Origin of the sequence: Nakamurella multipartita DSM 44233 (assembly GCF_000024365.1) — a bacterium.
GTDB classification, from domain to species: Bacteria; Actinomycetota; Actinomycetes; order Mycobacteriales; family Nakamurellaceae; genus Nakamurella; species Nakamurella multipartita.
On the sequence record NC_013235.1, the window covers coordinates 1,786,820 to 1,799,518 of the forward strand.

Annotated in this window: 14 protein-coding genes; 5 read left to right on the forward strand and 9 right to left on the reverse strand. The window is 72.0% G+C overall.

The genetic code is table 11. The features are described 5' to 3' along the window. Positions 1–10: 10 nt before the first annotated feature. From NAMU_RS08075 to NAMU_RS08105, 7 genes are all read right to left on the reverse strand, one after another. Entirely contained in the window at positions 11–223 is a 213-nt protein-coding gene (locus NAMU_RS08075) for a ferredoxin (protein WP_015746914.1), read from the reverse strand. Beyond that, positions 220–1,500 (reverse strand): NADH-ubiquinone oxidoreductase-F iron-sulfur binding region domain-containing protein, encoded by a 1,281-nt coding sequence (locus tag NAMU_RS08080; RefSeq protein WP_015746915.1) that lies wholly within the window; start codon positions 1,498–1,500, stop codon positions 220–222. Before NAMU_RS08080 ends, NAMU_RS08075 begins: the two co-directional genes overlap by 4 nt. Further along, a complete protein-coding gene (locus tag NAMU_RS08085; protein ID WP_015746916.1) occupies positions 1,497–2,093 on the reverse strand; it encodes a ferric reductase-like transmembrane domain-containing protein in 597 nt (198 codons plus the stop codon). Before NAMU_RS08085 ends, NAMU_RS08080 begins: the two co-directional genes overlap by 4 nt. After that, positions 2,093–3,052: an FAD:protein FMN transferase gene (locus NAMU_RS08090; RefSeq protein WP_015746917.1), complete on the reverse strand. Its 960-nt coding sequence runs from the start codon at positions 3,050–3,052 to the stop codon at positions 2,093–2,095. Before NAMU_RS08090 ends, NAMU_RS08085 begins: the two co-directional genes overlap by 1 nt. Further along, the gene (locus NAMU_RS29805; protein ID WP_015746918.1) at positions 3,052–3,441 is read right to left on the reverse strand and encodes a hypothetical protein; all 390 of its coding nucleotides are present in this window, start codon (positions 3,439–3,441) and stop codon (positions 3,052–3,054) included. Before NAMU_RS29805 ends, NAMU_RS08090 begins: the two co-directional genes overlap by 1 nt. Before the next feature lie 104 nt (positions 3,442–3,545). After that, positions 3,546–3,929, reverse strand: coding sequence for a hypothetical protein (locus NAMU_RS29810; RefSeq protein ID WP_015746919.1), 384 nt, complete (start codon positions 3,927–3,929; stop codon positions 3,546–3,548). 110 nt (positions 3,930–4,039) lie between these two features. Beyond that, complete coding sequence (locus NAMU_RS08105) at positions 4,040–4,717, reverse strand: hypothetical protein (RefSeq protein ID WP_015746920.1); 678 nt, start codon at positions 4,715–4,717, stop codon at positions 4,040–4,042. Positions 4,718–4,911: 194 nt separating this feature from the next. Here NAMU_RS08105 and NAMU_RS08110 point away from each other — a divergent pair, with 194 nt between their 5' ends. Further along, positions 4,912–5,301 (forward strand): SHOCT domain-containing protein, encoded by a 390-nt coding sequence (locus tag NAMU_RS08110; protein ID WP_015746921.1) that lies wholly within the window; start codon positions 4,912–4,914, stop codon positions 5,299–5,301. 48 nt (positions 5,302–5,349) lie between these two features. Here the strand turns inward: NAMU_RS08110 and NAMU_RS08115 are convergent, their stop codons facing one another. Then, complete coding sequence (locus NAMU_RS08115) at positions 5,350–6,195, reverse strand: hypothetical protein (protein WP_138180011.1); 846 nt, start codon at positions 6,193–6,195, stop codon at positions 5,350–5,352. 103 nt (positions 6,196–6,298) lie between these two features. Between NAMU_RS08115 and NAMU_RS08120 the strand changes: the two genes are divergently transcribed. Next, a complete protein-coding gene (locus tag NAMU_RS08120) occupies positions 6,299–7,066 on the forward strand; it encodes an HpcH/HpaI aldolase family protein (protein WP_015746923.1) in 768 nt (255 codons plus the stop codon). A gap of 57 nt (positions 7,067–7,123) precedes the next feature. On the opposite strand, the gene NAMU_RS08125 is transcribed toward NAMU_RS08120, so the two are convergent. Then, positions 7,124–8,650, reverse strand: coding sequence for a catalase (locus NAMU_RS08125; RefSeq protein WP_015746924.1), 1,527 nt, complete (start codon positions 8,648–8,650; stop codon positions 7,124–7,126). 301 nt (positions 8,651–8,951) lie between these two features. On the opposite strand from NAMU_RS08125, the gene NAMU_RS08130 reads away from it, so the two are divergent. From NAMU_RS08130 to NAMU_RS29815, 3 genes are read left to right on the forward strand one after another with little or no spacing between them, the layout of a single operon-like run. Further along, entirely contained in the window at positions 8,952–10,445 is a 1,494-nt protein-coding gene (locus NAMU_RS08130; RefSeq protein ID WP_015746925.1) for an APC family permease, read from the forward strand. After that, entirely contained in the window at positions 10,442–12,055 is a 1,614-nt protein-coding gene (locus NAMU_RS08135; protein ID WP_015746926.1) for an amidohydrolase, read from the forward strand. Before NAMU_RS08130 ends, NAMU_RS08135 begins: the two co-directional genes overlap by 4 nt. A gap of 5 nt (positions 12,056–12,060) precedes the next feature. Continuing rightward, positions 12,061–12,684, forward strand: coding sequence for a TetR/AcrR family transcriptional regulator (locus NAMU_RS29815; RefSeq protein ID WP_015746927.1), 624 nt, complete (start codon positions 12,061–12,063; stop codon positions 12,682–12,684). Positions 12,685–12,699: the final 15 nt, after the last annotated feature.

The following is a 12,699-nucleotide window of genomic DNA, read 5'->3' on the forward strand; positions in this document are numbered from 1 at the left end:
GGCCGGTTGCCTACGAGGCGCGAGAGGCCAGCCGCAGGGCCCACACCGGGCAGGCCGCGGCGGCCGCCTTGGCCCGCCGCACCAGATGGCGCGGCACCGGTCCGGACGGCAGGATCGGGTAGCCCCACTCGTCCAGCGTGATCGCCTCGGGCAGTTCGTCGGCGCACAGGCCGTGGGCCCGGCAGGCGATCGGGTCCACCGTGAGCGTGCGCGGGGCCGTCATGACCGCACCCCGCTCATCGCGCCCAGCGGCACGGTCGCGCTGGCCCGGCACGGCACCCCGGCCAGATGGCGTTGCAGGTGACCGGGTTCGTCGGCGTTCATCGACCCGAGCGCGCTGGCGGTCAGCGCGACCGTCCCGTCGGGATGACCGCAGGCGCCGCGACCGTCGATCACCGGCAGCCGGCGATGCAGCCGGGCCAGCGCGTCGTGATCGCCCGCGGCCAGCGCGGCCAGATCGGCGGCGATCGCCGGCAGGCCGAACATGCACGGCCCGCACTGCCGGGCACCGGCCTGCGCCTGGTGCGTGACGATCCGGGTCGTCTCCTGCAGCAGGCAGGCGCCGGGCGGCAGCACGGTGAGGGAGCCGACCCCGCGGGTCATCCCGATCTCCTTGAGCTCCGGGGTGCTCAGGCCGATCCCGGCGGACCGGTCCAGGTTCATCCAGCGTCCGGCCAGCCCGCCGATCAACGCCCAGCCGGTCGGGCGAGATCCGGCGCAGGCCAGCACATCCCGGACGGAGGCGCCGGTGGGCACCTCGATCACGCCGGGCCGGGGAACGGCGCCGCCGAGGGTGAGCAGCATCGTGCCCGGCTCGGCCGGGTGGCCGACGGCGCCGAACCAGCCGGCGCCGAAGCGGGCGATCAGCGCGAGATGGGCGAACGTCTCGGCATTGTCGACCAACGTCGGCCGGCCCTCGACGCCCTTCTCCCAGATCGGCAGCCGGCCCGCCGGGCGGGCATCCCCGGTGTCCAGGAACCGCAGCAGGGCCGTCGCCTCCGAGGCCAGGTAGCGCGCCGGCACGGCGACCACCTCGATGCGGACACGCTCGTCCGGTCGCTCGGTCAGCGCGACCGCAAGGGTCTGCCGGGCCGGCGAGCCGTGATGCACGGCCAGGACCACCCGGTCGGCCCGCACCGCGCGCGCGGCGGCCACGGCGCCGTCGATCACCAGGTGCGGCGACCGGTCGATCAGGACCCGGTCCTTGGCCGCGGTCGGGTCGCCCTCGCAGCAGTTGGCCACCACCACGGCGGGCCGACGCGTCTTGCCGACCGCGGCGGCGACCGCCGCGATCTTGCGGGCGGTGGGGAACCCGGCGCCGCCCCGGCCCTGCAGTCCGGCGGCGTCCACCATGGCCGCCAGTTCGGTCGCGGACCGGTGGGGGAGCGCGCCCACCCGGCGGTGGTGGACGGTCAGGCCGATGCCCGGTCGGGCCGGCAGCAACCGGTCGCCGGCGGTCGGGGGCAACAGCTCGCTCGGGTGCGTCATCACGGCAGTCACCGGTTGGCCTCCACTCGAGTCGGGGGGTGCACGACCGCGGCCGCCGCGCGGGCGACGCTGTCGGGGTGCCGGTCCGGCCGGAGCCGGAACGCGACGGCGGCGAGAACCGCGACGATGCAGACGATGTCGATGACGATCATCCACAGCTGGTGACCGTCCCCGCCGGAGACGCCCCAACCGTGGGCCAGCGCCAGCGGCCACATCGCATAGGCCGTCAGGTGAACCGCCCGCCAGATGCGCAGCGGCAACCTCCGCCGCAGCGCGCTGGTGATGCCGATCGCCAGCAGCAGATCGACCGCGACGGTGGCCAGCCCGATCCAGAACGGGTCGTACCCGGCGCCGAACGGCAGGATGACGTCCCAGTAGTCCAGATCGACGTAGCCGTCGGCGATCGCGGTCACGATGTGCACGGCCAGGAACGCGACCGAGACCATCGACAGTGTCCGGTGCAGCCGCTGCACCCCGGCCCGGGGGAGGGCGGCGAGTTCGGCTCGGCCCGCGGTGAGGATGCCCAGCACCATCACCGCGGTGAACAGCACCAGCGAGACGGCGCCGGTGGCGCGACTGGCGAACCAGAGAAGTTGGGTGTCCATCAGTGCTCCGCAGCTGCGGGCCAGCCCGCGACAGTGGTGATCCGGCCGTCGATGTCGACCAGCAGGGCCGGCAAGCCGCGCTCGGCCAGCCAGGTCGGGGCAGCGGCGCCGAGGATGATGGCCGCGGTCGCCGCGGCGTTGGCATCCACGCAGGTGGCGGCGGCGACCGACGCGGTTCGCCAGTACGGGTCCGGGTTGTCGCCGGTCCGCGGGTCGATGAGGTGGTGCCGCCAGCCCCGGGCGGTCGGCCACCGGCGCGTCATGATCGACGAGGTGGCCAGCCCGCCGGACTCGATCGCCACCGTCTGGTAGGCGGTGCCGGGAAGCCGGTGATCGTCGGCGACCGAGATGCGCCAACCGCCGACGGGAGCCGTTCCGGCCACGGCGATGTCGCCGCCCAGCCCGACCAGCACACCGCCGCCGACCCGGTTGGCGATGGCGGTGGCGGCCCGGTCGGCGGCGAACGCCTTGGCCGTCGCCCCGAGGTCGAGGCCGACGCCGGCCGGCACGATGACGGTGGCCGCGTGCTGGTCGTGGTGCACGCACCCGGCGCCGGGCGCGGCCGGGCCCAGGTCGCTGCCGAGCGGCAGGGTCCCGGTCAGCGCGCGGTCCAGCACATCGGCGATGTCCCGGTCGTACCCGACGGCGACGACGGCGGCGGCGACCGTGGGATCGACCAGGCCGCCGGTGGCCGAGGCGGCCCGCAGGGCGTGCCCGAGGGCGTCGTTCAGGGTGGGGGACAGGCCGACCGGGTGCCCGGGCCGCCGCAGCAGCCGGTTGATCTCCGAGTCGTCGCGAAACCGGCTGCAGGTGGCGTCGACCTCGGCCAGGACCTCGCGCAGCCGGGCGCCGGCGGTCGCCAGGGCGGCGGCGTCGGTGACCACCAGTGTCGCGGTGGTCGACCACACCTCGAAGTCCAGCCGGGCGGTGGTCTCCACCTCCAGATCGGCGGCGCTCATCACGAGCCTCCCGAGCTGGCGTGACCGTTGCCGGCCGCGCTGGTGGTGGGGGTCGGCGCGGCCACCGTCGAGGAACTGGTCGACGAGCTGGTGGTGGAACCGGCCGACGAGGAATTGGCCGAGGGAGTGGACGACGAGGGAGTGGACGTCCCGGCCGACGACGTGGAGGTCGGGGCGGCGGACGACGATGACGTGGTCGACCCGGTGGCCGTGGACGCGGCCGACGAGTCGGCGTCGGCGGCGTACTCCTGCGCGCTCTGCGCGTGCGCGATGCCGGCGGTGATGCCGGCGCTGGCGACCACGGCCGCGCCCACCACACCAAAGGTCAGCGCCCGGACGCGACGCCGCAGGCCGGCGCCCGTCGGTGCGGGTATCTGTGAGTTGTTCATCGGTGGTCTCGCCTCTCCGGGTCGGTCTGGACGATCGGCCCACCTTGACCATCGGGGCCCGACCTGTGGGCCTGCTGTATGCATTCCCGGCGGTATCTGAGAGTTCAAGAACCTCCGGACTGCGCGTGGGAGCGGCCCTGACTCTGGTTCGGCGACCGGGTGGGCGCGGCCGGGACCGTGGGCGCGGCCGTGGTCGGTGGCACGGTGAGGTGGGTCGGCGCACTGGCCGACGACGGGGCCGACGGTGCCGCCGAGGGGGCGGCGGATTGGGTCGAGGGCGCCGTGACCGTGGTGGGTGTCGTCGGATCGGCCTCGACGGTGCTCGTGGTCGCGACCGAGGCGGCACTGTGCGCGGCCTCGGCCAGGCTGACGGTCAGCACCGCCGACCCGACGCCGGCCACACCGGCCACCCACATGGTGATCCGGCGCACACGTCGCCGCAGGTACGGCCCGGTGGTGGGGTGGTCGAAGGAGTTCCGGGCAGCCACGATGTGCTCGCCTCCCTGGCTCGGGTGGTTCGGTCAGAGCCGAGCATGCGGGCGGCGAGTCAGAGTCTTCTCAGAATCACGGGTGCCGCGGCTGCGGTCACCCGCCCCGCTCACGGTCGCGCGGTGGCCGAGTGCCCGGCCGGCCGGCTCGTCCACGGGGAGGTGGACGGCACCAGCAGGGTGGCCGCAGCGACCCCGACCACCAGGGCGAGCACGATGCTCAGATAGCGCCAGCGCCGTCGCCGGGCGGCCGCGCCGGACAGCGAGGCCCGCAGCTCGCGCCAGGACACCACGATCGCGTCCCACAGATGCCCGAGCAGGTGCACGGCCAGGAACGCCACGAAGAACCAGAAGCTCGTCTGGTGGGCGGTGAGCAGCAGGCCGGAGCCGCTCGGCCCGACCAGGATGAGCGCGACGCCGGTCCCCAGCACGGCCAGGGCAGCCACGATGATCAGCGGTCCGAGCAAGCGCAACGGCAGCGGCGGTGGACCCTTGCGCCGGTAGGTGGGGGCGCCGGAGTAGTACCGGGTGAAGCGGTAGGCCGTGCTGGCCGACTTGAGCACCACCGGTCCGATGAGCAGGGCGCCGACGATCACGTGCAGGGTGAGCAACTGCCGCACGCTGAGCAGGGTGACGGCCTCCACGGCCAGCAGGGCGACCAGCACGATCCCGGTCGCCGCGGTCAACCGGGTGTTGCCCCGGGTCGGGTCGACGGGTTCCTCGGGCCGATCCAGGATGGCCAGATCGGCGGTCGATCGGGGCAATGACACCCATCCGGGGATCTTCACCGGGCGCTCCCTTCGCGCCGCCGAGCAGGGGCGGCGCGATCCAGCCTGCGGCGGCGGTCTCAGAAAGCTCTCAGAAAATCCATCGGTGTGACGCGCGCGGCTCACCCTGGTCGGTTGATGCTGTTGATGCAGGAGTGACCGATACTGATCGGGCGCCGGACCAGGCGCCCACTGCCATACCGAGAGGCTCATCGATGTTCAACGACAACGGGTCGTTCCTGCTTGCCCTGCTGGAATTCTTTCTCTTCTTCGCCTGGATCATGTGCTTGTTCTGGATCTTCGGCGACATTTTCCGCAGCCGGGACATCGGTGGGGTGGCCAAGACCTTCTGGGTGCTGTTCGTGATCCTCATCCCGTGGCTCGGCATCCTGGTCTACCTGCTGGCCCGCGGCAAGGGCATGCACGAGCGGCAGCTCGAGCAGATGAAGGCCGTGCAGGAAGCGCAGAACGAGTACATCAAGTCGGTGGCCGGAGCGAGCACCAACCCGGCCGACCAGATCGCCTCGGCCAAGTCCCTGCTGGACAGCGGCGCGATCAACCAGGCCGAGTTCGACAAGCTCAAGGCCAAGGCGCTCGCGGCCTGACCTGCTCCTTCTCTGGTGGCCGGCGCGCACCGTGGTGCGTGCCGGCCGTCAGAGGTCGGCGTTGCCGATGCCGTCGTCCAACGGCGGGCCGCCCCGCTCACCCTTCATCTTCATCGGGATGAACATGTTCGGCTTGATGTCCTGCATCTGGTAGGACGTGTCGACCACGCAGTCCACCGGGCCCCGAATCTGCAACTCCCCGACGTTGAAGAACGCCACCGCATCCCCGCGGGCGCGGCTCACCGTCGCCTTCACGATCACCCCGACCTGCTGGTCCGGGCTGTCCTCGTCGAATCCCGGCACGCTGTCCCACCCGGCCTGCTGGCCCGGATTGCTCGACCCCTGGCGCGAGATCGCGGCGACTCGGGCCTCGCCCTTGGCGTCGGCGAACGGTACGTACGCCGACGCGGCCGTCGTGAAATCCGGGGGTCCGTCTCCCATGGCCCGCACGGTGCCCTGGACCGCCTGCCGGTAGAACCGGTGCCAGATCGGGATGCCGCGGTAGGCGTCCAGGGTGGACGTCAGGAACCTGTTCAGCGACGGGATGATCGCCGGGTCGCGCACGGCCTTCTCATACAGCAGGACGTTGGCCCCGACGATCTCGGTGAACCCCAGTCCGTTGAGCACGACGTTGCGCAGCGTGAAGTCGGTGTTCTCCACCACCCAGGCCCGCACCGGATAGGCCTTGCGATAGGCCGAGATGTCCCGCAGTTCGACGTCGCGGCGAACGGCCCGCCCCTCGGCGCGCGACCCGGTGAGCAGCCCGGGCACGGGGACCGGAGCGACCAGGGCCGGGCGGACCGGTTCCTCGTCCGCCGCCGTCGGGCCTGATCGGCCGGGTCCGCTCCGGGTGCGCTGAGCCGGATGGGTTGCCACTGGCGCGGTCCGTCCCATCGACCCACTGTAGTCCGGCGATGGCTATCCGTCCCGGGTCCGTGACACCCTGACCGCGCCGCACCCGAGGCACGCGACCCACCCAGGGCAGAGGAGAACTTAGGTGACCGCACCGGTGAACGACTTCCGGCAACGACTGCAGCGCCGGGAGCAGCTGATCGGCATCTTCGCCACGCTGGGCTCGCCGGCGCTGACCGAACAACTGGCCGGGGCCGGCTTCGACTGGATCCTGCTGGACACCGAGCATTCGCCCAACGACGTGCCCGAGCTGATCACCCAGCTGCAGGTGCTGGCCGCGTTCGACGTGGCCGCCCTGGTCCGTCCGGCGTGGTCGGATCCGGTGTTGATCAAGCGGGTGCTCGACGCCGGCGCCCAGTCCCTGCTCATCCCTTACATCGAGACCGCCGAGGCGGCCGCCGACGCGGTACGGGCGACCCGCTACCCGCCGGCCGGCATCCGCGGGGTGTCCAGCGGCAGCCGGGCCGCCGGGTACGGCCAGCGGGCCGACTACCTGCGGACCGCCGACGACCAGATCTGCGTCCTCGTGCAGATCGAAACCCGGCTCGGCCTGGACAATCTGGAGGCGATCGCGGCCGTGCCTGGGGTGGACGGGGTGTTCATCGGACCCAACGACCTGGCCGCGTCCATGGGCCATCTGGGCCGGGCCACCCACCCGGACGTGCTCGCCGCGGTGGACGACGCGTTCGCCCGGCTGGCCGCGCTGGACGTGGCCAGCGGCTACCTGACCGCAGACCCCGACGAGGCGCGCCGGGTGGCGGCCAAGGGCGTGCACGTGATGGGGGTGGCCACCGACACCTCGATCGTGAACACCGGCGCGGCTGCGGTCCGCGCCGGTGTCCGACGACCCTGAATCAGGCCGTGAGAATCAGGCCGTGAGAATCAGGCCCTGAGAATCAGGCCGTGAGAATCAGGCCTTGGCCTGCATGGACTCCCGAGCCGGGTTGCCCTGCTTGGCCGCCTTGGGGTCCTTCTCGTCCTGCTTGGCCCGCACGCCCTGCTCGACGCGGTCGCCCAGGTTCTTGTCCACGTTGCGCCAGTACTCGAAGGCCCGGGCCAGGATCGGCTCGCTGACCCCGTTGAGCAGATGGCCGACGATGTTGTCCACCAACCGGCCCCGCGCCGCGTCGTCCAGGACCTCCCGGACCAGCGTGCCGGCCTGGCCCCAGTCGTCGTCCTCGGGGCGCAGCGTGTAGGCGGTGCGCACCATCTCGCCGTCGGCGTGCCAGCGGCCGCCGTCGTCGGTCAGCGACGGGTCCGCCGCCGGGCCGCCGTAGGAATTGGGCGCGTACACCGGGTCGGTCACCGGGGTGATCCGCATCCGGCCGTCCTTGGAGTAGGCGTGCACCGGCACCTTGGGCGCGTTGACCGGGATCTGCTTGTAGTTCACCCCGAGCCGGGCGCGGTGCGCGTCGGCGTAGGAGAACCCGCGGGCCAGCAGCATCTTGTCCGGGGACAGGCCGGTGCCGGCGACCAGGTTGTTCGGCTCGAACGCGGCCTGCTCGATCTCGGTGTGATAGTCGGTGACGTTCCGGTTCAGGGTGAGCCGGCCCACCTCGTGCAGCGGGTAGTCGCTGTGCGGCCACACCTTGGTCAGATCGAAGGGGTTGAACCGGTAGGTCTTGGCCTCCTCGAACGGCATGATCTGCATCTTGAGGGTCCAGCTGGGGAACTCGCCGGCCTCCAAGTGTTCCCACAGATCCCGCTGGTGGTAATCGGTGTCGACCGCGGCCATCTGGTCGGCCTCGTCCTGGGTGAAGCACTCGACACCCTGGTCGGTCTTGAAATGATATTTGACCCAGAACTTCTCGCCCGCGGCATTGATCCACAGGTAGGTGTGGCTGGAGTAGCCGTTCATGTGCCGCCAGGTGCGCGGGATGCCGCGGTCGCCCATCAGCCAGGTGACCTGATGCGCCGACTCGGGGGACAGGGTCCAGAAGTCCCACTGCATGTCGTGATCGCGCAGGTTGTTGCCCGAGCGCCGCTTCTGCGACCGGATGAAGTGCTGGAACTTCATCGGATCCCGGATGAAGAACACCGGGGTGTTGTTGCCGACGATGTCCAGGTTGCCTTCCGATGTGTAGAACTTGATCGAAAAGCCTCGGGGGTCACGCCAGGTGTCGGGTGAGCCGCGCTCCCCGGCCACGGTGGAGAACCTGATCAGCAGATCGGTTTTCGCGCCGGGCGCGAAGACCGCGGCCCGGGTGTAGGCACTCACGTCCTGGGTGACCTCGAACGTGCCGTAGGCGCCGCCGCCCTTGGCGTGCGGCTGGCGCTCCGGGATGCGCTCGCGGTTGAAGTTGGCCATCTGCTCGAGCAGGTAGTGATCCTGCAGCAGCAGCGGGCCGTCGGGCCCGATCGTCAGCGAGTGCTCGTCGCTGGCTACCGGAATACCGGCATCGGTGGTGGTCGCCGGGCGTGGTTCGGTCGCCGTCATGCGGTCCCCTCTCGTCAAGGTGAGCGGCCCGGGAACCGACCGGATCGGCGGTGGTCGGACGGGCCGGCACCAGTCGTGTTCCCCGCGGCGGCGACGGCAACCCATTGTCTGAATTCAGGTCTTGACAGGCAGCTCCGGTGGTTCCATCCTAAGAACCGAAACCGAATCTGTTTCGGTTTAACCATAGCCTCTCCACCAGCACCGACACGACCGCCGCCCCGTCCTACCCTGCTCAAGAAGGAGCAAGCCGGTGAGCCTGTCCGCCCCCAGCGCCACTGATCGATCCACCCCGGGAGGCCGTATGCCGACGTCCCCCGGGGCACCCCCGGAACACCTCAAGACCAACGCGCTGGGCGCCGGCGGGATCGCCTTCCTGGTGATCGCCGCGGCCGCCCCGCTGACCGTGATGGCCGGAGTGGCCCCGGTGGCGATCCTGGTCGGTGGCATCGGTGCCCCCGCCGGCTACCTGGCCGCCGGTGCGGTCCTCGCCCTGTTCGCGGTCGGCTTCATGGCGATGACCAGGCACACCGGCGGCGCCGGCGCGTTCTACAGCTACATCACGCTGGGCCTGGGCCGGACGATGGGCATGTCCTCCGGCGTGCTGGCCGTCGTTGCCTACAACGCCCTGCAGATCGGCGTGTACGGGCTGCTCGGCCAGCAGGTCGCCGACGCGATCGCCACCTTCACCGGACTCGACGTGCCCTGGTGGGCGGCCGCGCTCGTCGCCGTGGTGATCGTCTGGTTCGTCGGCCGCCGCGGCATCGATGTCGGCGCCAAGATCCTCGGGGTGCTGCTGGTCGCCGAGACGGCGATCCTGGCCCTGCTGGCCGGCGCGGTGATCGTGCAGGGCGGGGCCCCGGACACCAGTGCCCTGTCGGCCGCCTCGTTCAGCCCGGAAGCGATGTTCGCGCCGGGCATGATCGGCGTGCTCGCGTTCTGCTTCGCCGCGTTCATGGGCTTCGAGTCGACCGCCCTGTACCGCCCGGAGGCGCGCGATCCGCAGCGTTCGATCCCGCGCGCCACCTACGGCGCGGTGGTCTTCATGGGACTGTTCTACTGCCTGATCGTCTGGGCGATCATCCAGGCGTACGGGAACGAGGGCGTCCTGTCGGCGGCCGCCGCCGACCCGGCGTCGCTGTTCTTCGTGGCCATCGAGCAGTACGTGGGTCCCTGGGCCTCCGACGTGATGTACGTGCTGATCATGACCAGCGTGCTGGCCTCGCAGATCGCCTTCCACAATGCGATCAACCGCTACACGTTCAACCTGGCCCGGGACGGTCTGCTGCCGGCGAAACTGGCGCACACCCACCCCCGGTTCGGTTCGCCGTCGGTGGCCGGGGCGGTGCAGTCGATCCTGGCCGCGGTGGTGATCGCCGCGTTCGCCATCGCCGGCGCCGACCCCTACACGGACCTGCTGCTCAAGGTGAACACGCCGGGCGTCGTCGGCATCATCGCGCTGCAGGCGCTGACCTCGTTCGCGGTGGTCGCCTACTTCTGGCGCCGCCGGCACACCGTCTCGGCCCGGGTCGCCACCACCTGCGCCGCGCTGGCCGCGGTGCTGCTGACCGCCGCGGCAATCGCGCTGGCCCTGCACATCGACCTGCTGACCACCGCCGAGGGCGTGACGAACGTGCTGCTGGTCGGCATCGTGCCGGTCACCTTCGGGGCCGCCGCCCTCGCGGCCCGGGTGCTCAAGGCCCGCCGGCCGGCCGTGTACGCGGGCATCGGCGCCGTGCACGCCGAGGACAGGCACATCCCGGCCGCCGAACCGACCGACGAGGAGCTGGCCCCGTGAACCCCGACCTGATCGTCACCGCCGACACCGTGCACACCCTGGACCCGAGCCGCCCGGCCGCCACCGCGGTCGCGATCACCGGCGGGACCATCACCGCCGTCGGCGACCGCTCACAGGTCACCGCCTGGCGTGGCACCGGCACCCGGGTGATCGAGCTGGGCGCGGCCACCGTGACCCCGGGCCTCGTCGACGGCCACATCCATCCGGTTCTGGGGCTGGATCTGACCCGCGGCGCCGACCTGTCCGCCGTCCGCGACCTGGACGAGCTCACCGCCGCGCTGCGCCGGGCCCAGCGGGACGAGCCGGGGGAGTGGGTGCTGGGCTGGGGACTGAACCCGAACGCGTTCGGCCGCACCCCGCTCACCCACGAGCCGCTGGTCCGGGCGGTCGGCGACATCCCGGTGCTCGTCCTGATGTTCGACGCGCACGCGGCGATCGCCTCGCCGGCCGCGCTCAAGCGGGCCGGCATCGACGGTCCCCGCGAGTTCGCCGGCGGAGCGACCATCGTCTGCGACGAGCACGGTGTGCCCACCGGGCATCTCCTGGAGATCCCGGCCTACGAGCTGGTCCAGGCGGTGGTGCCGGAGCAGAGCCGGTCGGTGCGCCGGCAGCGGTTCCGGGATCTGCTGCAGCGGATGGCCGCGGCCGGTCTGACCGCCGGGAACGCGATGGACTTCGAGGCCGATTCGGCTGAGCTGGTCACCCATCTGGACGGCTCCGACAACGACGCGGGTGGCCTGCCGCTGCGTCTGCGGTTCGCCCCGTTCTGCATGCCCGGCGTCACCCGCGCGGAGTTGGACGAGCTGGTCGACCGGCAGCGCTCCGGCGGCGCGCGGTGGCGGGTGGACGGGGTCAAGTTCATGATCGACGGCACCGTCGACGGCGGCACCGCCTGGCTGTCCCACGCCGACACGCACGGCGAGAGCACCGCCCCGTTCTGGCCCGACCCGGCCGAATACGTCTGGGCGGCAAGATATCTGGCCGACCGCGGGGTGCCGGTCGTGACCCATGCGATCGGCGACGCCGGAGTGCGGTACGTGTTGGACGCGCTGTCGGGGACCCGCCGCGGGCGGGTGCCGCACCGGATCGAGCACATCGAGACGATCCCCACCGAGCTGGTCGGCCGGTTCCGGGCCCTGGATGTCACCGCCAGCATGCAACCCACCCACTGCACGCTGTACACCAGCGCCGATCAGAGTGACAACTGGTCGCAGCGGCTGGGTCCCGACCGGGCCCGGCGCGCGTTCCGGTGCCGCGACCTGGCCGACGCCGGGGCTCGACTGGCGCTCGGCTCGGACTGGCCGGTGGCCCCGTTCGACCCGCGCGGGGTGATCGCCGACGCCCAGCTGCGCCGCCCGCACGGGCGCGGCGACGCCGACCCGGTGCAGCCCGGGCAGGCGTTGACCGCCGCGCAGGCCCTGCGCGGCTACACCACGGCCGCGGCCGAGGCGGCCGGGCTGGGCCAGGTCAGCGGCCGGATTGCCGTCGGGCTGCGGGCCGACCTGTCCGCCTTCGGGCTGGACCCGCTGATCGCTGCCCCGGACGAGTTCGCGCAGGCGCCGGTGCCGCTCACCGTCGTCGACGGGACCGTCGTGCACCGGGCAGACTGAGCCGCGTGCCCCGCCCGTCCCAGCCCATCCTGTCCCGCGAGCTCATCTGCCGGACCGCGCTGAACCTGCTGGATCGCACCGGCCGGTTCACCGTGCCCGAGGTGGCCCAGAAGCTGGGGGTCAGCGTGTCCTCGCTGTACCACCATGTGGCTGGGCGAGCCCAGATCGTCGAGGGCATCCGCGGTCTGCTGGCCGGCCGGTTCGCGCCCATCGCCGGCGACACTCCGTGGCCGGAGGCCGTCGCGGCCTGGGCGCGCAGCTATCGCGACGCCTTCGCCGCCCACCCGGCGGCGATCCCGCCACTGGTCGCGCAGACCATCACCGACCCGGTGACGCTGCGGCAGTATGGCGCCCTGGCCGGCGTGTTGGCCCGCTCCGGCTTCGGGCCCGATTCGATCGTGCTGGCCATCACCATGCTGGACAACCTGTGCCTGGGCGCCGCTCTCGACGTCGGCGCGCCGTCGGTGATCTGGGACGACAACCCGGCGATCGATTCGCCGATGCAGACCGCGTTGGGCCGGGCGACGCTCGGAGCGGACCGGGCCGAACGTGGCTTCGAGCTCGGCCTGGCCCTGACCCTGCGCGGGCTGGCCGAGTTGCTGGCCGACCAGCCGGCTGAGGTCGGCTGAGGTCGACTGGGGCCG